18 protein-coding genes are annotated in these 19691 nt (G+C 55.0%); 12 read left to right on the top strand and 6 right to left on the bottom strand.

Annotated elements, in window-relative coordinates; genetic code table 11:
* On the top strand, positions 1 to 1708 hold a 1708-nt coding region (locus tag FJ146_13540; GenBank protein ID MBM4252990.1), incomplete at its 5' end, for a fibronectin type III domain-containing protein.
* 30 nt (positions 1709 to 1738) lie between these two features.
* Complete coding sequence (locus FJ146_13535; GenBank protein MBM4252989.1) at positions 1739 to 3127, top strand: hypothetical protein; 1389 nt, start codon at positions 1739 to 1741, stop codon at positions 3125 to 3127.
* Here FJ146_13535 and FJ146_13530 read toward each other — a convergent pair.
* From FJ146_13530 to FJ146_13520, 3 genes are read right to left on the bottom strand one after another with little or no spacing between them, the layout of a single operon-like run.
* Positions 3124 to 4044, bottom strand: a complete 921-nt coding sequence (locus FJ146_13530; protein MBM4252988.1) for a hypothetical protein — start codon at positions 4042 to 4044, stop codon at positions 3124 to 3126. The genes FJ146_13535 and FJ146_13530 overlap by 4 nt on opposite strands.
* The gene (locus FJ146_13525) at positions 4041 to 4934 is read right to left on the bottom strand and encodes a hypothetical protein (protein MBM4252987.1); all 894 of its coding nucleotides are present in this window, start codon (positions 4932 to 4934) and stop codon (positions 4041 to 4043) included. The genes FJ146_13530 and FJ146_13525 overlap by 4 nt, the downstream gene beginning before the upstream one ends.
* Before the next feature lie 12 nt (positions 4935 to 4946).
* Complete coding sequence (locus FJ146_13520) at positions 4947 to 5945, bottom strand: hypothetical protein (protein ID MBM4252986.1); 999 nt, start codon at positions 5943 to 5945, stop codon at positions 4947 to 4949.
* A 272-nt stretch (positions 5946 to 6217) separates the two neighbouring features.
* Here FJ146_13520 and FJ146_13515 point away from each other — a divergent pair, with 272 nt between their 5' ends.
* The 4 genes from FJ146_13515 to FJ146_13500 all read left to right on the top strand — a co-directional run bounded on the left by FJ146_13515 (position 6218) and on the right by FJ146_13500 (position 10276).
* Positions 6218 to 7546 (top strand): hypothetical protein, encoded by a 1329-nt coding sequence (locus tag FJ146_13515; GenBank protein MBM4252985.1) that lies wholly within the window; start codon positions 6218 to 6220, stop codon positions 7544 to 7546.
* Between the two features lie 104 nt (positions 7547 to 7650).
* Positions 7651 to 7884, top strand: coding sequence for a hypothetical protein (locus tag FJ146_13510; GenBank protein ID MBM4252984.1), 234 nt, complete (start codon positions 7651 to 7653; stop codon positions 7882 to 7884).
* Positions 7885 to 8012: 128 nt separating this feature from the next.
* Entirely contained in the window at positions 8013 to 9257 is a 1245-nt protein-coding gene (locus FJ146_13505) for an MFS transporter (GenBank protein ID MBM4252983.1), read from the top strand.
* A 101-nt stretch (positions 9258 to 9358) separates the two neighbouring features.
* Positions 9359 to 10276, top strand: coding sequence for a trypsin-like serine protease (locus FJ146_13500; GenBank protein MBM4252982.1), 918 nt, complete (start codon positions 9359 to 9361; stop codon positions 10274 to 10276).
* Here the strand turns inward: FJ146_13500 and FJ146_13495 are convergent.
* The 3 genes from FJ146_13495 to FJ146_13485 are packed head-to-tail and all read right to left on the bottom strand — an operon-like array spanning position 10260 to position 12871.
* Positions 10260 to 11189, bottom strand: coding sequence for an HAD family hydrolase (locus FJ146_13495; GenBank protein ID MBM4252981.1), 930 nt, complete (start codon positions 11187 to 11189; stop codon positions 10260 to 10262). The two genes, FJ146_13500 and FJ146_13495, sit on opposite strands and share 17 nt — an antisense overlap.
* Before the next feature lie 12 nt (positions 11190 to 11201).
* A complete protein-coding gene (locus FJ146_13490) occupies positions 11202 to 12047 on the bottom strand; it encodes a hypothetical protein (protein ID MBM4252980.1) in 846 nt (281 codons plus the stop codon).
* A gap of 23 nt (positions 12048 to 12070) precedes the next feature.
* Positions 12071 to 12871: an ATP-binding cassette domain-containing protein gene (locus tag FJ146_13485; GenBank protein ID MBM4252979.1), complete on the bottom strand. Its 801-nt coding sequence runs from the start codon at positions 12869 to 12871 to the stop codon at positions 12071 to 12073.
* Positions 12872 to 13017: 146 nt separating this feature from the next.
* Here FJ146_13485 and FJ146_13480 point away from each other — a divergent pair, with 146 nt between their 5' ends.
* Genes FJ146_13480 through FJ146_13455 form a run of 6 tightly spaced genes read left to right on the top strand, consistent with a single transcriptional unit; the run spans position 13018 to position 19679 of the window.
* Complete coding sequence (locus FJ146_13480) at positions 13018 to 14376, top strand: type 2 isopentenyl-diphosphate Delta-isomerase (protein ID MBM4252978.1); 1359 nt, start codon at positions 13018 to 13020, stop codon at positions 14374 to 14376.
* A 16-nt stretch (positions 14377 to 14392) separates the two neighbouring features.
* Positions 14393 to 15700: a hydroxymethylglutaryl-CoA reductase, degradative gene (locus FJ146_13475; GenBank protein MBM4252977.1), complete on the top strand. Its 1308-nt coding sequence runs from the start codon at positions 14393 to 14395 to the stop codon at positions 15698 to 15700.
* The gene (locus FJ146_13470; protein MBM4252976.1) at positions 15697 to 16788 is read left to right on the top strand and encodes a hypothetical protein; all 1092 of its coding nucleotides are present in this window, start codon (positions 15697 to 15699) and stop codon (positions 16786 to 16788) included. Before FJ146_13475 ends, FJ146_13470 begins: the two co-directional genes overlap by 4 nt.
* A complete protein-coding gene (mvaD, locus tag FJ146_13465) occupies positions 16646 to 17836 on the top strand; it encodes a diphosphomevalonate decarboxylase (GenBank protein MBM4252975.1) in 1191 nt (396 codons plus the stop codon). The genes FJ146_13470 and mvaD overlap by 143 nt, the downstream gene beginning before the upstream one ends.
* Positions 17833 to 18831 (top strand): hypothetical protein, encoded by a 999-nt coding sequence (locus FJ146_13460; GenBank protein MBM4252974.1) that lies wholly within the window; start codon positions 17833 to 17835, stop codon positions 18829 to 18831. The genes mvaD and FJ146_13460 overlap by 4 nt, the downstream gene beginning before the upstream one ends.
* Positions 18828 to 19679, top strand: coding sequence for an ABC transporter substrate-binding protein (locus tag FJ146_13455; protein MBM4252973.1), 852 nt, complete (start codon positions 18828 to 18830; stop codon positions 19677 to 19679). Before FJ146_13460 ends, FJ146_13455 begins: the two co-directional genes overlap by 4 nt.
* Positions 19680 to 19691 lie beyond the last annotated feature (12 nt).

Genomic DNA, 19691 nt, shown 5'->3' with positions numbered 1-19691 from the left:
GACCAATGCACCCTCTTATTACGCACGCATCCAGGCTGTCGACAAAGCCGGCAACCTCTCGGCCTTCTCGCCAAGCTCGACGGCGGTGTCTGTAGACCTCACGTCGCCCACCGTTGGCGGCGGGGGATTGATAACTGTAGCTAATGTTACGAGTTCGACGCTGAACCTCAACTGGTCTATTGGCTCAGATAATGCCTCTTCACAAACAAATTTAAGATATTTAGTTTACTACTCGTCCTTGGACAATATCGACACCTTGGCAAGGGTTCAAGCAAACGGCACGCCTTTTGGCTCGTGGACGACCAACATTAATTCAGCAACTGTGACGGGGTTGACACCAAACTCGTCCTATTTCTTCAACATACTCGTCGAGGATCAAGCTGGTAACCGCACGGCCTATCAGTCGGTCAACGGTGATACGAGCATGTCCACGCCCTGGACTTGGACAAAGGGTAGCAGCACCGGAGAAGGTAACCCTATCTACGGCAACCTGAATGTTGGTGCGGCAGCAAATACGCCAGGCGCGCGCAAACAAGGAGTGAGCTGGACAGACGGCTCCGGTGGCCTGTGGCTCTTCGGTGGAGCACTCACCAGCGGTGGTTCCACGGGCTACTATAACGACCTTTGGAAGTTTGACGGCACCCATTGGATCTGGCGCGGCGGCAGCCAAAGCCCCAACCAAGGTGGTACTTACGGTACCCTTGGCGTCGGCAACACCGTCAACGTGCCAGGGGCCCGCATTGGCGCCGTCTCTTGGACCGACTCGACAAACCGACTGTGGCTCTTCGGGGGTTACGGTTACGCCGGCAACGGCAGCCTTGGCTATCTCAACGACCTATGGAAGTTCGATGGTACCCAATGGACTTGGGTATCTGGAAGCAACAGCGCCAACACTGTCGGTAATTATGGATCGAAAGGTATAGTCCAATTCACGAACGTGCCCGGTGCGCGGCAAGGAAGCGTTTCGTGGATCAACTCAAGCAACGAGCTCTGGCTCTTCGGTGGTACCGGGCTCGATAGCGGAGGCAACACAGTCTCCTTTAACGATCTTTGGAAGTTTGACGGCACCGATTGGACCTGGATCTCAGGGAGCGACCTAGCCAACCAAGCTGGCGCCTACGGCACCAAAGGTATTGGCGCAAGCGAAAATGCTCCAGGAGCACGCCATAGCAGCGTCGCATGGGTGAACAGTTCCGGACACCTCTTCGTTTATGGTGGCTACGGTTACGATCTCAACGGACTCCAAGGCAAACTCAACGACCTATGGAAGTTTACTGGTGGTAGTTGGACCTGGATAGCGGGCGATTCGACCCGCAATAACCCAGGCGCCTATGGCCAAAAGGGTATGGCTGCCGTAACTAATCTACCTGGCGCTCGCGACGGAGCCATGGCATGGGCTGACAGCTCCGGTAACTTCTGGCTTTTTGGTGGCTCAGGTTTCGATAACAATAGCGTCAACGGTGTACTCAACGATCTTTGGCGCTTTGACGGCACCAACTGGACTTGGATTTCGGGAAGTACGTCGGTCAATCAACTCGGCATCTACGGCGTTCAAGGATCGGCCGGATCACTGAACGTCCCAGGCTCCCGCAATCAGGGCGTAGCCTGGGTTGATGGTTCTAGCGTACTTTGGCTTTTCGGCGGTTTTGGTTACGACCAAGCTGGAAACATTGTTCACATGAACGATTTGTGGAAAGGCAAACCTTAGAAAGAAGAAAGTAAGACGGTTGAGGATTCGATGGCAGCGATGCGAGCAAGGCGCTATTGGGAATGGCTCACTCTAGGCATCATAGGTGCTTTGGCTAATCCAGCTTCGGCCTACACGCTTATTGGCAATGTTAAGTCTGTCCAGAGCACCCCCTTCGGCGCGCAGGCCAACCCGGCTAATTATGGTTTCGCCCCTGAATCGCAAGCACAAGGCTCGGCTGCGCTCAGACAATCTTCAGCCAAATTCCGTGTCCCTGGTTTAGAGACGTTGCGTAAAGAAAACAGCGGGGTCTCAATTAGCGATATACCGAGCCAAATATTCAAAATCACCCCGCAGATCGGAGGGAGCCTCTTACCCTTATATTTACCGAGTGCTATCAGCGCCAGTGTCAAGAACATACCAATCCTGATTTTGAATCAAGTCAACCGCTTCGATGCAGACGTAAAACTTAAGTCGGTGGCGTTCCTAAATGCCGGCGCTGGTATCAAGATGGGTCGCTTCGGCTTCGGCAGCCAAGCCACCTACGTTGGTGCATCGGGTGATATTGCAGTGCGTGCCAGTGGTGCCGCGACAGACCTCGCTAACATCTCGTTCCAAAATTTCTCCGTGCTCGCTGTCAAACTCGGTCTTCGCGTTGATGTCATCCCCAAACGTCTCACTATAGGCCTGGCTACCAATGCCTTCACACATCAAAAAATTGGCTCTATGTCCATCAGCTCACCACTTGCTAGCGCTATTCCTGGAGCCGACGCAGCGGGCGGCGGGGGTGACGCCAACGAGCTTGCCGGTCAGGATGCCCTGACCGCTCCAACCACCGCGGTTTTCGATCAGTTTCTCCTTGGCGGAGGCATTGCCATCGGTCCGGTCATGGGTTTTGCTGATTTCGAGTACAAGAGAAGGGCTGCAAATACAAAGGTATTTTCTATCAGTAAATTCAAAATCACCGATGCTGCAGTCACTGACGCGATCGCCTTTCGTGGCGGCGGCAAGGTACGACTGCCTCGCCTTTTATCCTCAAACCTGATCAGCAACATTCGACTCGTTGGTGGCATCCAGTACGAGCCGTCGGATATGGGGCCTGGCCAGGCCGGACCCACTGGGCAAGCCGGAATAAGCACACTCATGTTGGTGCCAACTAATTTTGGCGAGGGCCTACTTAGCTTGGCTAGTGATGCAAGTGGTCTGCTACCGACTGGTTTTGGGGGGAAAATCCCGTTCAAAGCGGTAGCCGGAGGCGTCGAATTTGAAGCATTAAAGCGTGACGGCCCCGATCGCAACCAAAATCCCTATCGTCTTACATTAGCTGGTGGTGGCTTTTACCGACTCGAGTCTATAGGCGTGGATGAAACCGGCGATAGTCCTTTCGCTTTTGAAAAAGCGACCATCGGTGTCACCGGCATGATGATCTTGAGATTTTAGCGTGTGATACTGATCACTAGCGTCAGATCCACATTGAGATCAGCCAGTTTTGCTGCCTCTTCAACACCGGATAGCACGGCAGAATCAAAAGCTACACGATAAACCGGCAAATATGATGGATTGACTGTAACTTCTGCGGTCATGCCTAATAAATCTATGGGTGTCGTGCTCCAGGTGATGTCGAGCATCGAGAAAAACGGCACCAGCCCACGCTTTTGCCAATCGGTTGAAAGTTTCCAGTGGACGTTTTTATTATAGGACTTACCATCTGACGTGGTGATAGGCTTATCGACTTCCAACACCATCAATGTAGACGTCCCACTGACCGAGGTGATATTCAGCGGATTTTGCTTAAAGTTGGCAACGGTGGCGACTTGTTTACTCAGCCCCTGATACTTCGCATTGTCGCCCCCAATGGTAGGTATAAAAAATGCTGGTACCTCCGGACTAAATTCAAGACCGCTGAAGTTGGGTAATTTACTCACGTGAATGATATTGTCCTTGAGACCAATTTTGGTACCACTACTAAGCTGCGTGAAAACGCTAAGGAGTGGCTTGATAATTTTATTGAGATCAAGCTTGGCAGAAACACAGTTGAGGGCGCTGATACCTTTAACATCAAAAGAGACATCGCTCTTGATGTCAATAGAGATACGCCCATCCTTGCAAATCACGAGGCCCGATTTTAGCGCGATCTTTAGGCCATAATCGTAGCTAAGCACGACTGTCGGATTTGCCTCTGGGCGATCTGGAGTGGGAGCCGCTGAATTCGTGGCCGGCTTCTGCTCCCCGCCCCCACTTTCAAATGTGTCCTGGGACTTTTGGCAGCCAGACAAGATCAAGATGGCGATGAGCGATGAGCAAACGAGCGTATCAAACGCTTTACCCCAGAGGCGGCCATCCTTAGACCTCATCATTTAGGAGCTCCTTTTTTTGCGGTCGCGCTGCTTTTCTCGACTGCACCGGTCTTCGTTTTGGAAGATTTGACCGACTGCTGACGATCAAGCTTGAACAGGGCTTTCAGTATGGTTTCTGTCAAGGACGGCGCCAAGCCGTCAATGACTTTGGCATCGTTTAATATATCACCAATCTTGATGGAACCGATCATGTCCAGGTAAGTATCGTTAGCGTATGGAGTCACCATCAGGACCATAAACAAGTCGGCGATGACACCTTCCGCTTTGTCTGACTTGACAACGACAGCAACTGAATTCTTGATGACAGTGAAGTCAACCCTGATTTGCATGTTAAGTTTAGCAATGCCGTCGAGCGCAAACTTCAACCCGATGCCACCACGGACCTCGCCATCCAGATTTAAAGCAAACTTATCTACGACCTTTACATCCACCTTGGCGGCGTTTTCTAAATCCTTTTGGTCAATCGGGATTTCTTGACTGGAGAAGGCATCGCCAAGGTCAGATAAGTTACTGGCGAGGGAGGTGATTCCGATCAGGGGACTGTTGAACCACAGCTGCAGGCGAAAAGATGATCTTTGTTTATCTGTCTCAGTGCCGTTGGCAATCGTGTATTGCTGGAGGCGAAAACCGTCATAGTTTTTGGCGTTGATGGCGTTTTGACCTGCTCCTTTGCATTTATCCAGCACGGCAAGTTCCAGCCCCGCTGTAGTTGGAGCCGTCTTACGGCGTCGGAGAGCGCTACAAACGGACTCGACCCGGTCCTCTAGTGGCTGTGCGGGACCACTAAACATAGCAGCTACTTCGGACGCATCTTTATTTGTGGCACCACAAGCGATCAGAGAGCTGGTTAACCAGATCCCGTGCAGTAGTGATGTCAGATGCCTCCTCATCGAATCGTATCCTTATTTCTTATCTACGAATTGAATCATGTCAGCACTGAATACCAACTTAACGTCGATGTTTTTGACCAATCCAAGTACGAATTCAACAAAACCAAAGAAGGCGGGCTCTTCACCTTCCCACGAGGCACGCACCGTTTTAAAGACACTGTCTCCCGCTTTATTCAGCGCAAGGCTGAAGTCTATGTGCGGCACGGCCAAAGGATCCATATTCAGACTCATATTCAAAGTATCGATAAGCTGGGGCCCCGCTACCGTCTTTTGGAAACCACTAGTGCTAACGGTCCAGGACATCACGTTGTCAAAGGCTTGGCCACCTGGCGCCTGAAATTTGGCTTTATACTGCGAAACTTTGACCGTGGTTTGCCCGGAGTCGCTGGTGCCCTTTGGGCCCGAGATGGTCACAGGTGCCGTCTGACCCAAAGTCGCCAGCAATTCACCGGGGCTATCTAAGATGTCGGGCATTATGGGATAAAACGGCTGCAATTCAACCGCACCTAATCTCGTAATACCCAGTACGCCATTTTGATTTTTGAGACCAAATAGTGGTTTCCCGCTGGTGTTAGCGGGAAGTTTACCGCCACCAAGCAGGCTTTTTGTTAAGTCATCTAGGGGCAAAGCGATGCCTGCGCAGGTGACTTTAGCTCCCAAAAAGTCAATGAAGTTATTCAGCCCTTTGTCAGCGGCTGGCATCTGCAGTCTCACTGGGAACTCACCACCGCACTCGATGAATGCAATGTTAATCTTGATACGGTAGAGACCGTCATAAAAACGCTCGCCCGCCAGCGAATTGACGATGTTTAGAACAGCCTCGTCAAACATGCCGCCGACCTTTTTGTCTTCGACGGTTGATTTTGGCTCGGTTTTCTTCGCTGGAGCCAGCTTACCGACTGGGGCTGGGGCTGGCCCATTGGCGCTGCTGCATCCGACCGAGATTGCTATCACGGCGAACGTATGGAAGATCTTGCGCGAAACATTTTTTTTCTGGTTTGCGGAAGCCATGCTTACCTCTCGATAGACCATCAATGGCACGAGTCCAGCCGCAGCAGGCGATATCATGTAGACAACGGGAGATGGGAATTTCGTTGCAAAATCGGGGCCATAGTAATTGCAATGTAATGAAAAAGACGGGTACAAATAAGTAGCTGAATTGAAGGATAATAATGACTTAAACTAGGTATTCTGTGGCAGGTCCAAAGCGTTTAAGGATTAGGCGCTGTCAATCACCAGGCCCAAAGTGGACATAACGGCAACCGGCGCAAACGAGCACCCACATGGTACCATTGAGACCTAAACACCTCACCGACGAGCTCCATTGTCATCTCTACGGCTGCCTCACTCCCGAGGATCTATGGCTTCTGGGTCGGGACCGTTTTGAAAAAGTTGTACCTCGCCTAGCATGGTATGCAGAGGAATACGAGAAGGCGTATGGGCGCCGGCCCGATTCGCGGCAGTACTGGTCAAGCGATGCAGGTCTGGATTTACTTCGTCGTGATTTTTTGTTTACCTCGGCACATCCCTTCGCAAGGTTTCAGGCATCCTTCAACCTCGCGATAGCCCTACTCCCCATAACGCCCGGGGACACGACGGTACTAAGTCACGTGATGCACGCGCAGGCTGCTAGTGGGATCACCTATGGGGAATACCGACTGTTTGCCCCGCCGCATCTGGGTCCCGACGATCTGCGTCATTACTTTGCCGTAACTGCTGACCGTACTTTAGAACTGGCAGCCAAGTTTGCAGGATCATTTGCTCCCAAAATCGTCTTCAGCATCATGCGTAGGCACGAAGTGGGGCTACTGCAGTACCAAATATTAAAAGAGGTGCTGGATGCCAAACCACAGCGCTACGACGCCGTGGTCGCCATAGATTTTTGTGGCATGGAAGAGCATCATCCACCGCAATTCACGGCACCTTTAGTGAGACGCATCCTAGCTGATAATACCGCATGTCCAGAGAAGGGATTGGCGGTGCTCTATCATGTCGGAGAATCCTTTGCCGACAAGACCCTAGCCAGTGCTGTCCGGTGGGTCAGCGAGGCACAGGCGTTGGGTGTGCACAGGCTAGGCCATGCCCTAGCGTTGGGTATCAATCCGGATCTCTACATCGGTCACACGGTCAGTGAGACTGCGGGCGAGAGACGGCGGCATTTGCAGTGGCTCCTGGCGTCGCGGAGTTGGTTGGGATCCCAAGGTTACGACATTGTGCCCGCCAGCATCGAATCAGCACTCAAGGTTATTGCAGGTGCACCAGAACAAGAACTCATCACCACCACTTGGACGTCAGCGGTAGCCAGCGACTGCGCACGCCTGCAGGATGCCGTCATGAGCCATTTACGGGATCACGATGCGATCATCGAATCCTGTCCCACCTCGAATATGCTCATCGGCAACCTGAGCAAGGACACTCATCCCTTACCTCGCTTCATGGCGTCGGGACTCAGCGTCATTATAGGTGCTGATGATCCAGGAATCTTTGCTACCTCCCTCGCGCGGGAAGAAGAGCGCTTGATGACGGAGTTTGGTTGGAGCGCGGAGCAATTAGGTGCCAGTCAGCGGCGCGCCCAGCAATCCCGCTCGACTCAACTGGTTCGGCCGTTTTAACCACCACGTCAATAAAATCAGTTGACATTATAGCTGACGTAAGGGACCGTAAAAGCTCTGTTATTGTTTGTTTTGTTGTCCCACTTTTGTTTGCAGGAGATGTTATGAAATTCGTTGCTGCTCTGTTCTCTGCTAGCCTTCTGTTCGCATCCGCAAGCTACGCTGACAGCCACACTGAAGAAGCTCCAGCCGCTACCGAAGCTGCTCCTGAAGCTGCTCCAGCTCCTACCGAAGAAGCAAAAAAACCAGAAGAGAAAAAAGCTGGCAAAGCTGCTGGCAAGAAAAAAGGCAAGCACAAGAAAGAAGCTCACGGCGAAGGCCACGACGAGCACAAGTAAACCTTACTTGGCTACTTGAATCAGGACGGGCATCACCTCACTTTAAGAGTGAAGGATGCCCGTTTTCTGTGTAAACGTTCTTTGAAAAGTTAATTCATAGTGATCTAATTTAGGGAGCTGCCCCAGCAATGAGCGAGCGCGTCACGGATTTGAGTCTGACCAAAATCTTGCTGAACCCCACGGTGCTCGTATCTGGCCTAGGGTACTTTGTTGATATTTACGATCTGGTTCTCTTTTCGATAGTCAGGGTACCGAGCTTGAACGATCTCGGCATTACCGGACCGAACCAGTTAGAGGTTGGGGTGCAGCTGCTCGATATGCAAATGGCTGGCATGCTGATCGGCGGGATCTTGTGGGGTATCATGGGCGACAAGAGAGGCCGGGTATCGGTGCTTTTTGGCTCGATCCTCCTCTATTCCCTTGCCAATTTGGCTAACGCCTTTGTCCAAAATACGCTGCAATACTCGTTGCTGCGTTTACTTGCTGGGATCGGTTTAGCTGGCGAACTTGGTGCGGCGATTGCCCTGGTGTCGGAAAGTTTGCCGCGGCACGCTAGGGGATACGGAACCTGTTTTGTCGCTGCCATCGGTGTGTCTGGGGCCGTATTCGCTGGCTTAGTCGCCAACTTCTTGTCGTGGCGCACCGCTTTTCTAGTCGGCGGTTTGATGGGTCTGGCGCTGCTTGTCACCCGCTTTCGCTTGCTTGAGTCAAACATGTTCCACAAGTTACACGATCGATCGGTACCCAAGGGGGACCTGGGCCTTATTTTCAAGTCACCTGCCCGGCTGATCCGTTACCTGCGCTGCATTGTCGTGGGTATTCCAACCTGGTTTTGCATTGGCATCATCGTCACGTTTTCGCCCGAAATTTGCCGCGCGCTTGGCGCTACGGGGCCCGTGTCCGCAGGCACAGCCGTCATGTGTAGCTATGCTGGCATCGTCGTTGGCGATTTGATCACAGGATTTATCGGGCAATGGTGGCGCAGCCGCAAGAAGGTGGTGGGCGTATTTCTGACTGCGACCTTGATGGCGATCGTTGCCTTACTCAACATGCGCGGATTCGACCCGCAAGTTTATTACGTTATGAGCTTTGTCGTAGGCGTGGCAACCGGCTATTGGGCAGTGTTCCTCACTATGGCCGCCGAACAGTTTGGCACCAACATCAGGGCTTTGGTATCGATCAGTGTCCCCAACTTTGTCCGCGGTTCGGTGGTACTCCTAACTTTTGTCTTCAAGTCGCTGATTCCTAACTTTGACTTAACCGGTAGCGCTCTGATCCTGGGTCTCACCTGTATCGCGGTGGCCTTCGTGGCACTCTACGGGATGGAAGAGTCGTTTGGTGCCGATCTCGACTACGTCGAGGAGTCATTTTAGATTTGGACTTGCGAAGATAGGCTGGATATAGCATGTGTGGGGCGCGGCCGCGGCCGACACGTAAATACACTCCAACATTTTCAGATAGTTAGGTGAATGCGATGATGAGTCTACGGCACTCTGGTGCAACTCTTTTGCTGGCGATCTCGCTCCTAAGCGGCTGCTCTGACAGGTCAACCCCGAGCGACGCCAAAGTCATCGGTGGTACACCCGCCGACGCCGCCACCCTGCCCGTCGTAGCTCTCATTAAGCCTGACAGCGAGGGGATTCTTTACTCCTTCTGTACCGGCACTCTGCTGACACCGACACTGGTCCTGACCGCAGCTCACTGCAGCGTCGATAGCAAAGACCGGGAGTACGATCCCAGCACCCTGGGCGTTGTCGTCGGCAAGAGCCAACCAGAAAAGGCGATCGCCGCGCGCATCTCCGTACAGCGCTTGGTGGTGCATCCACAATTTCAACGCTCTAGGATGGGTAAGGATGCGGACGGAGCCGTGCGTTTGAAAGAGGCCTATGACATTGCAGTCTGGCAACTGGCTACGCCCGCTGCAGATGCTGTATTGGGTACCGTGCTGGCGCAGGAGTCTGTTGCTTCCGCGCTCAAAGACGGAACCAAGGTTGTCCTTGCAGGATACGGACAAAAATCGGCCTGGGACTCGCCGTGGACTGCTCATGAGCTCGCCACCGCGGAGACGCCGTTTAACGCGCTTTATAAACAAAAAACAAGCGTACTCAAGGTTGACGATCACGGCCGCTCGATTCGGAAATCGGAGATCATCGAGATCCCCGCCCTGGTTGCCACCGAGTTTTACGCCGGCGCAGCTGGCGCACCCGACACCTGTAAGGGCGACAGCGGAGGCCCCGTCTTTGTACCTGATACACAGGGCGCACTCCGCGTTGTGGGCGTCACGTCGCGCGGATCAGGCACCTGCGAAGTGGGCGGCGTTTATACGCTTGCACCGGCTTTTATTGACTGGCTCACCCCTATTGCCGCCGGCGCACTCAAAGTTGCGCCATAATCGCCAACGTGTCGCCAAATGTCTCTAGCACCGCGTCGGGGGGTGACAAAGCGTCGCCTCCGGCTGCCACCTCGGCATTCTTCTCTATATTACTTAGAGGGCTAAAATCCGCTAGTGAAGCTAAATCTGTCGGGTTTGGTTTACCGTACGATGCCCACATGGTGTAAACCCCGAGACGCTTACCGAGAGCCACATCTTTACGGCGATTATCGCCAATCCAGATGACGCGGCGCCGCTCGGCGACGTCAGCTTCGTCAAGCTCGTAGTCCATGAGCACTGTCTTCAGGCCCCGGTGTCCCGGTTTCTCGTATTCGTCCGGCAGAATGCGGATCCGTCCGGCAAAATCAAAGCTGTGTTGACTCAAATGTTTGAGCAGGATTTCGCTATCAACTTTGACACGACCGAGCTCTTTGTGCGTCGGCAACCGCGGGTCGCGCAGGCCATAAACGGCGTCAAAAAATGGCAGTAGCCCCAGTTTATTGAGTTTCCACATCGCTACGTAGCGTGGTGCGTCAGTGAGCGCAGCGCAGGGCATCCCGGGATAGCGTCGGCGAAGTTCCCGCAAGGTATCAATGACATCGCTGTATGGTTTCAACCTTTGCTGTCCCGCGGCGAGAAAGGCGGCACGCGCGGGTTCCACAGCCTCGCGCAACATCCGGTCAATGTCGTTACCGTAATGAGCCATGACCGAGGGCAGTTCCTGCACCAAAAATGGATATTCTATCGATGCATGCGCGGTAAAAACTTGCCGCACCTCACGGGCAAGCACATCACGCGGCACGCCAATAGTCACCTCAACTTGGGCAATGAGGGCGCCGATGGCAGCTACGTAGTATGCCACCCAATCGAACAACGTGTTATCGATATCGGTCACGAAAAGTCTGGGCGCGAAAACGCGGGATTGTTGTTCCATCGAGGTCATCACTCACTTCCACCGGTTATGCAGCCAAAAATACTGCTCAGGACATCGCCGCACGCAATCCTCGACGATCTTGTTAAACTGCGCCGAATGTCTGAGCACGTCGGCCTGTGCATCGTCAGTGAAAGATACCTCAACCGGAGGTAGAAAGTATTCCGTGTGTCGGTGGAAGCCCTCTCGGATGACGAAACTAGGCACAACCGGCGCGGGATAGCGACGCAAAATCGCCGCAAAACTCGTATTTGTTTTTGCCGGGTGACCAAAAAACGGCAGTTTAGGCTCACCAGGCCGCGCTTGATCCATAACGAACCCTACCACTTCACGCCGCGCGAGGATGTTGGCGATCGCCTTTAAACCGTCCCCTTTGCGCTGCCTCTTAACCCAATGAAAGCCGTTGCGCTCCCGGTATTCTGAGACAAAACGGTTGAGCCCAGATGTACCCACTGCTTTCACCAAAACATGCGACGGCCCAAAATGGCGCGAACACGCAGCACCCATCGCCTCCCAGTTGCCGAGATGCATACAGAGGATGTAGGCGCCCTTGCCCTCGGCCAAGGCAGTGCGCAGGTGAACGTCATCATGCATGGTCACGGTGCCAGCCAAATCTAGGCGCGAGCTGGTCAAAAATTCAAAGGTCGTCAAAATGAAGTGATAAAAGGAAATCCGCCCCCAAGACACCCGCTCCGATGGAGACTTTTCGGGAAATGCTAGCGCCAGATTGGCCAAGACCGTGCGCCGCCGCACACGCAGGCCATCAAAAGCCATTATGGCTAAGAGCCAAGCCAGCCTGTCGACGACCCGGTCAGGTAGGCTCGTCAGGAGACGCGCCAGAGCGGTCATTAGCCAATACATGAATTGCTACTACCTTTTCATCTTCATCGCGACCAGTGTTGGGCCAGGAACTCAGCCGGTAGTTTTAGCCCCTGGGCATACTCAAAATCCAAACCTATGAGCCGAACTCCGAGAAAATTCCTAACCCAATCGGAGCCATGCAGCAAGAGCTCACGCCAGGGCCCATCCGCAACGATCCGCCCCTCATTGAGGACGAGTAGGCGATCGGCGAAGCGGATGCCGATCTCGACATTGGACGTGACAATGAGCTGAGCGCAGTCTCGGCTGGCACCAGCAAGGTTTGAAATCATGTTTAGAATGATGGTCGACGTCACTGGATCCAGTCCTGCGGTGGGCTCATCAAAAATGGATACCACCGGATCAGTCGCCAGTGCCCTAGCGATACCGACGCGGCGCTGCATCCCGCCGGAGAGCTCGTAGGGGTACATGTTTTTAGTCCGGCTTAGCTTAACGCCTGCCAACAAACTATCGATCCGCTGCTCGACCTCTTCTGGCCCAAGATCCGTCATGTGTTCCATGGCGAAGGTCAAATTCTCGGCCACGGTCATGAAGTCAAACAAAGCCCCTTGCTGGAAAGCCATACCTACGCCGCGCAGCGTCTTTTGGCGCTCGCGGTCGCTGGCCCGGATCATGTCGGTGTCCATCAGCACAATATCGCCAGCATCCGGCGTCAATAATCCAAGTAAGAGCTTAAGAACGGTCGATTTACCGCTCCCACCTGGCCCGATCAGGCTGACGCGCTCTCCCCGCGACACCGAAAAAGAAATGTCATCTAGGATACTTGTGCCCCCAAATGACATTTTGACCCTGTGCATGGAAATCACGTTGACTCCCTGGCCCTTCGGCCCATACCTTAAGATGCCTCAACTTTGAGTGAGAACTCGGTGACGCTATGCGTTAGTCTACCGTGTCTGAGGCCAAGTGTCCGTTATTTTTGACCCCAGGACCGAAGAGTGTAGGCACACCCAAGATGGATAGCAGCCAATTCGTCGCCCTTGATCCAGCCCTAGTTTGTCACGATGTCGTGCTCGGACGTGGGGCGGTGCACGCCTTGTCCAGCGATGCCGTGATGGTGAGTTTCCGCGCCTCACCGCTACCTCTAGATACCGCCAGCGGCACGCTAAGCGTCACCTTTGGTGAGGAGCACCAGTTCGCTCTCAGGTGGCAGGGGGTGCAAAAAACCTCCGATGACGGCCGCATGCGCGTGAGCATCGTATCTGCGGATCGCGTGCACTTAGCCGACCTCATGACTCTGGTGCGAAAAAATCAGCACATCAACATCTGCGCGTCCCAAGATGTCGAGGCTAGCGACCGCTACACGGGACTTGAAGAGATCACGCTCCTGCCCTGTGCCCTGCCTGAGTTGGACTGGAGCGAGCTCGACACGTCGACGTGGTTCCTTGGTCATCGCTTCAAACTACCGCTTCTCGTTACCGGCATGACCGGTGGACTAGCGCGTGGCGCTGACATCAATTTACGGCTCGCGCGGGCTGCGGCCGCCTGCGGCATCCCAATGGGAGTGGGGTCGCAGCGGGTGGCATTAGATAATCCGGATCACGCGGCCATCTTCACCGTGAAGAAAACGGTACCAGACCTATTTCTCATCGGTAACATCGGCATCGCCCAACTACTCAGCGCCGATGCTGTATCGCTTTGTCAACGCGCTGTGGAGATGATCGAGGCCGATGCTCTGGCCATTCATGTCAACGTGCTGCAAGAGGTCATTCAAGTCGAAGGCGATCGTAACTTTCGCGGCGTCCTCGCCAAGATTGCCGCTGTCGCGCGGGCTCTTTCGGTACCTCTGTTGATCAAAGAGGTCGGTGTAGGACTCGATCCTATCACGGCGCAGAGACTTATTGAGGCGGGCGTTGCGGCTTTAGACTGTGGCGGCAAGGGTGGTACGTCGTGGAGTCTCATCGAGGGTGAACGGGCGTCGTCACCGGTGACCCGCGCTGTGGCGCGCACCTATCGCGACTTCGGCATTCCCACAGCCGTCTCGCTCGCGGCCATTCGTGCGGCATTGCCGCATGTATCACTGGCGGCTACTGGCGGTGTGCGGGATGGCTTGATGGTGGCTAAAGCTTGCGCACTCGGCGCGAATGTTTGCGGCATCGGACTGCCACTACTCAGAGCAGCGCTCCTCAGCGAACAGGCTGTGCACGAGGAGCTCACAACCTTCGCCCAGGGTTTACGCATTGCCATGATTGCGACCGGCGCCACTTCGCTGAGCGATCTGGCCCGGCGTGCCCATCGTTCCGAGCAGTTTTTCACTTTGGTCGACCGGTACACCGCAACGGAACCGGTCAGTCGTAGCACCCCCCGTTACTGACGCATTGAGGTTGAAGATGGACGTAAAATCAGCAAAGACTAACCGCCCAGCAACAGCAACCACTGAGCCCCAGGCGGACTACGGCACCGCCCAGGAGCGTGAGGACAGCGAACTTGCCAGCGACCGGAAACCTGAGGCTCAGTCTTCCAGACTCCCAGGCTTCTATGAATTGCCGCGGTCAGAGCGCCTACGTGCCGTGCAGAGTTTTTCGCGGCTTGGCGACGGTGACATCGACGCCCTTGGTCATGCTGGTAATCTGCGCGGAGAGCTCATCGACGTATTTATTGAAAACGGTGTCGGCACCTTTGGCCTGCCGCTAGGGATCGCCACTAATTTTAAGGTCAACGGGCGTGATGTCCTCGTGCCCATGGCAGTGGAAGAAACTAGCGTGCTGGCTGCCGCTAGCCACGGCGCTAAGCTGGCAAGGGCGGGAGGCGGCTTTAACGCCAGCAGCACAGCTCCGGTCATGACTGGCCAAATCCAACTCATGCTGCAGCATGAGTGTGACTATGACGCCGTGCTGCAAGAGCGTAAACAACAATTAATTGAGTACGCCAATCGTGGCCAGGATCGCCTGCTGGCGCGCGGTGGTGGCGCGGTTGATCTCACCTGGCACTTCATACCTGAGATCCGCAGTCTGGTGCTGCATTTACACATCAACACCTGCGATGCTATGGGCGCTAACATCGTCAACACCATGGCTGAACGCGTTTCGACGCTGATGCCAGAGCTGCTGCCGGTTGATATTGGCCTACGCATCCTGACCAACTTGACAGACCGTCGTATGACCGAGGTCAGTTGCCGGGTGCCAAAGGCAGCACTGACGACGGCAGAGTTTGAGGGCGCGCGGGTGGCTGCACGTATCGTGATGGCTTACCAATTTGCGGCCCACGATGTGCACCGCGCCGCCACTAACAACAAAGGGATCATGAACGGCATTGACCCGGTCGTCATCGCCACAGGCAACGACTGGCGCGCGGTGGAAGCAGGGGCACACGCCTATGCAAGTCTGAGCGGCAGGTATTTGCCCATGGCCAAGTGGTCGCTAGACGATGCTGGTGATCTTATCGGTCAGCTTAAATTACCGCTGGCAGTAGGGGTCGTTGGTGGCGTGACAAGACTACATCCGTCGGCCCAGGCAGCCCTGAGCTTGCTTGGACAACCAGACGCACAAGAGCTTGCCAATATCATCGCAGCTGTGGGGCTAGCGCAGAATCTCTCAGCACTGCGCGCTCTGGCATCAGAGGGGATTCAACGCGGTCACATGAGTCTGCACCGTAGTAATCTAGACCTCCTCGATCGGCGAGGTGCTAGTAAAGAATGAGCTCTCACCTGCACGTCGCGGTCTCTGTACCAGGTAAAATCATGCTTGCCGGTGAATATTCTGCCATTGGTGGGGCACCTGCAACTGCCGCCACTTTAGACCGTGTGCTAACGGCTGAGGCGACCGAGCTGGAGGCACCTACCATTGATGGTTGTCGCGTCAGTTCTGACATTTGGGCCACCACCCAGCTGGTGCCTGACGGTAGTGCGCCCGCAGACTATCCGGACGAGCCGCTCCTCGCCACCGTCGCTGGCGCCATGCAGCTTTACGGAGTCAGCAACATTGAACTCAAAGTGTCGTCGGAGTTACCCGTCGCCTACGGTATTGGCTCATCGTCGGCTCTGAGACTTGCCGTCTTGGCTGCCTTCGGCGACATCGCAAGACAAAAACAGCAACTAGCACCGCTGGCCGAGGACGAGTTGGGCGCCGTCGCCCGCACGGCACTGCAGTTACAGCGCACGGCTCAGCAACAGGCGTCCGGCTACGATATCGCGACGCAGTGGATGGGTGGCATCGTGGTCAGCCAGACGAGCGCCGATATAAACACTTGGCCTTTAGCATTACAGCGGCTGGGCGAGGGAGCTACCGTCCGTCTAGCCAATTTTACCCATGTACTTGTCGGCGGACGAGGCGCCCCGACTGGATCAGCCATTGGCACGACGTCGCGCTGGCTCCGAGATGGCGGCAAGGGTGAAGCCAGATCCGATCAACTGGACCAGATTAATACAGCCATCAACGAAGCACTGTGGGCGATGCTCGGTGCCGATAGCGCGCTAGACTTACATCAGCTCACTTGTTTCAAAGATCTTGTCACAGCAACACGCAATCATCGGCGTCTATTTGCTGGCGCACCTGGGTTCCCGAGCGCACTTTTTGCACAGGCATCGCAAGTCCTAGGCTGGGAGGAACGTTGGGCCATGAAGACCACTGGTGCCGGTGGTGAAGATGCGGTCCTCATTTTCGGAAGTAGCGACGACGCGGCCAAGGTTGCCGCTGCGGTCGCCCCGCTTGGGTGGCATTTACTACCCTCGAGCTTTGGCGCGCAAGGCCTGCGCATCATGCGCACGAACATGCGAGAGGAGACTTAAGATGAGCTCATCCCGTGACACCGATTTTCAGGTAACGGTCGAGGTCCCAAGCAACATCGCCCTCGTAAAATATTGGGGCAAACGTGATCCGGAGCGGCAATGGCCCGCCAACGACTCGCTGTCGATGACGCTTAACGCCGCAAAATCCATCACCACGGCACGCGTTGTCCGTGGTGTCGGGGGCGACACGCTGCGACGCGAAGATCAAAACGGCAAGCTGGTCACGGTCGATCCAAGTGACAAGGCGCTGCGTCACGTTGCATTTCTGCGTCGTGAACTCGCCCTGGACGGAGCGCTCGATATTGCAACGCGCAACACGTTCCCTACCGGCTGCGGCATAGCCTCGAGTGCGAGCGGCCTGGGTGCGCTCACCTTGGCGGCGATCGGTGCTTGGACTGGCAGCAGCTCATTTGCAGAGCTTGCGGCCGCCGGCTTTGACCGTGAACGTCTAGCCGCTCTTGCCAGACTGGGATCGGGCAGCGCCTGTCGTAGCTTTCACAGCGGCTACGTGCTGTGGAGCGCAGGCCTAGAGCCTGATGCACAGAGTGTGATGCAGGTTTATGACCACGAGCACTGGCAACTGGCAGACTTGATCTGCATTGTCTCGCGGGAAGAGAAGGCGATCAGTTCATCTGCCGGACATCTGACTGCAGCCACGAGTCCCCTGTACCGCCCGCGGCTAGCCGGACTACCCGAGAGGATGCGTCGGGTGCGCGCTGCGCTTGCCGCCCGGGATTTAGACGCCCTAGGCGTGCAAATTGAGGCCGAGGCGCTAGAAATGCATGCCGTCATGATGACGGCAACACCGAGCCTCCGGTACCTGCACGATGCTAGCTGCGAACTTATCACATGGCTGAGGAACGAGCGGGAGTCCAGAGGACTACCAGCCTATTTCACCATCGATGCCGGACCCAACATTCACGTGATCTGTCAGCATGGGGATCGCGACAAGATTGCTACCCGCATTTTGGCGGCATTCCCCCAGGTGACCCTGATCAGCGACTGCACGGGTAGTGGTCCGCGTATCACGGGGAGGCAGCTCGCATGACACAGGTTGATTACGGAGCCAGATCGTCCGAGACCAAGGGGCCGGTTGCCGCGCAAAAAGTATTGCCCTCGGTGCAGGTCAGCGCGTCTGGCAAGGCCATCATAGTTGGAGAGCATGCGGTTGTTTACGGTGCGCGCGCCGTCGCGATGCCGGTGCCCAGTCTAAAAATGGCGGTGAATCTCACTCCCTCCGGTAAACAAGATCGTCACGGGCAACCGCAAATTCGTATGTTCATTGGCGGTCGACCGGCTACGTCCCATCTGCGGGGAGTGGTCGAGGACGCCTTCCGCGTCCTTGAGCTAGAGCCATTTGCTGTTGACCTTGAGGGTCACTCGACCGTCATGATCGGTGCTGGCCTCGGCTCGTCGGCAAGTCTTTGCATCGTGATTCTCAAGGCTATTGCCGCAGCTGCAGGCAAGGCGCTCGCGACGGTAGACTTGGCGCATTTTGGCAATCAGCTGGAGCGGCGATTTCACGGCAACCCCTCCGGTCTAGACACAGCCGCGGTGGCTCTGGAGCAAGCGATCTCCTTTCGCAAAGGCAGCGACCCAGAGGTGCTGCAGGTGACGCCACCAGTAGGTTCCGCTAAGTGGCGCTTTGCCCTGATCGACAGCGGTATTCGGTCATCGACGCTGAGCATGATTAAAGTGGCAGCCCCGTACTTTCAAAACAGCCAAGGGCCCGAGCGTATAGCCGCCTTTGACGCTCTGGCAGAACAAGTCATAAGCGGCCTCAGAGCGGGTAATCAAAGTCTGGTGGCCAAAGGCATGGAAGGGGCTGGGCGTCATCTAGCGGCCGCCGGTGTGGTCACGGAACCGCTGCGTACACTTATCGACCAAACTTTAGACGTGGGCTGCCTGGCAGCCAAACCAACCGGTGCTGGTGGCGGTGGTTGTATTTTGGCTCTTCTCGAGCCGACCCAGGCTGACAGCCAACTAGCAAAACTCAAAGAACGACTTAGTGGCACCTACGTGTGCGCAGTGGAGCTTCCATGACAAAAACATCCATCTCGATTGCCTATAGTCCGGATACCGATGATGCCTTTATGGTGCATGCACTGAGAGCTGGACTCATCGATACCGGGGCCTATGAGTTTACGTTTACCGCTGCCGATATCCAGCAGCTCAATCAAGCAGCCAAAGACGGCGTCTACGATGTCACGGCGATTAGTATCGCTGCCTATCCTGGACTCGCCGCAGAATATCTACTGATGCCAATTGGAGCCAGTATCGGTGACGATTTTGGCCCTGCGATTATTGTCAAACCAGGCAGTCATATTGAACAACCTAGCCAGCTACAGCATCGTAAAATCGCCGTGCCTGGCCTACAAACCTCAGCTTATTTTGCCGCGCGAGGCCTGATCGGCGCGTTTACAGCTGTGCCCATGAGCTTTCTCGACATCGGCGATGCGGTGCTCTCTGGCGCGGTTGACGCGGGCATTTTGATCCACGAGCTACAACTCAACTGCGAACAACGCGGCCTGAAAAAAATTGGCGATTTAGGGCTTATGTGGAGTGAGCGCTACCATCTGCCACTACCACTTGGCGCCAATGCTATTAAACGAAATCTCGGTGCTGACGTGATCACTGATGTGACGGCCATCATGCGCCGTAGCATTGAGGTGGGGTTGACCAATCGTCACGCCACTTTGGTCGAGGCCATGAAATCGTCAAAAGCTGACTTAGACCTCACGGGTGGCGAGAAATATATTTCCATGTACGTAAATCGTCGCAGTCTGGCTCTGCAAACCGATGTGCGCGAGGCTATCACGCAGCTTTTTGCCATCGGTGCTGACAGCGGACTTTGTGGCCCGATAAGCCTCAGCGATGCGATATACGAATAATCGTAGCCTCCG

The organism is Deltaproteobacteria bacterium (assembly GCA_016874735.1).
Lineage (GTDB): Bacteria > Bdellovibrionota_B > Oligoflexia > Oligoflexales > CAIYRB01 > CAIYRB01.
The sequence above is the reverse complement of the archived record's forward strand: the minus strand, read 5'-3'. Positions and strand labels throughout refer to the sequence as shown.

Coding starts and splice junctions, on each gene's coding strand:
- FJ146_13525 (MBM4252987.1), bottom strand. CDS start 4,934: ATGAGGAGGCATCTGACATCACTACTGCACGGGATCTGGTTAACCAGC.
- FJ146_13460 (MBM4252974.1), top strand. CDS start 17,833: ATGACACAGGTTGATTACGGAGCCAGATCGTCCGAGACCAAGGGGCCG.
- FJ146_13480 (MBM4252978.1), top strand. CDS start 13,018: ATGGATAGCAGCCAATTCGTCGCCCTTGATCCAGCCCTAGTTTGTCAC.
- FJ146_13475 (MBM4252977.1), top strand. CDS start 14,393: ATGGACGTAAAATCAGCAAAGACTAACCGCCCAGCAACAGCAACCACT.
- FJ146_13455 (MBM4252973.1), top strand. CDS start 18,828: ATGACAAAAACATCCATCTCGATTGCCTATAGTCCGGATACCGATGAT.
- FJ146_13510 (MBM4252984.1), top strand. CDS start 7,651: ATGAAATTCGTTGCTGCTCTGTTCTCTGCTAGCCTTCTGTTCGCATCC.
- FJ146_13520 (MBM4252986.1), bottom strand. CDS start 5,945: ATGGCTTCCGCAAACCAGAAAAAAAATGTTTCGCGCAAGATCTTCCAT.
- FJ146_13505 (MBM4252983.1), top strand. CDS start 8,013: ATGAGCGAGCGCGTCACGGATTTGAGTCTGACCAAAATCTTGCTGAAC.
- FJ146_13490 (MBM4252980.1), bottom strand. CDS start 12,047: ATGTATTGGCTAATGACCGCTCTGGCGCGTCTCCTGACGAGCCTACCT.
- FJ146_13515 (MBM4252985.1), top strand. CDS start 6,218: ATGGTACCATTGAGACCTAAACACCTCACCGACGAGCTCCATTGTCAT.
- FJ146_13500 (MBM4252982.1), top strand. CDS start 9,359: ATGATGAGTCTACGGCACTCTGGTGCAACTCTTTTGCTGGCGATCTCG.
- FJ146_13535 (MBM4252989.1), top strand. CDS start 1,739: ATGGCAGCGATGCGAGCAAGGCGCTATTGGGAATGGCTCACTCTAGGC.
- FJ146_13470 (MBM4252976.1), top strand. CDS start 15,697: ATGAGCTCTCACCTGCACGTCGCGGTCTCTGTACCAGGTAAAATCATG.
- mvaD (MBM4252975.1), top strand. CDS start 16,646: ATGCGGTCCTCATTTTCGGAAGTAGCGACGACGCGGCCAAGGTTGCCG.
- FJ146_13530 (MBM4252988.1), bottom strand. CDS start 4,044: ATGATGAGGTCTAAGGATGGCCGCCTCTGGGGTAAAGCGTTTGATACG.
- FJ146_13495 (MBM4252981.1), bottom strand. CDS start 11,189: ATGGAACAACAATCCCGCGTTTTCGCGCCCAGACTTTTCGTGACCGAT.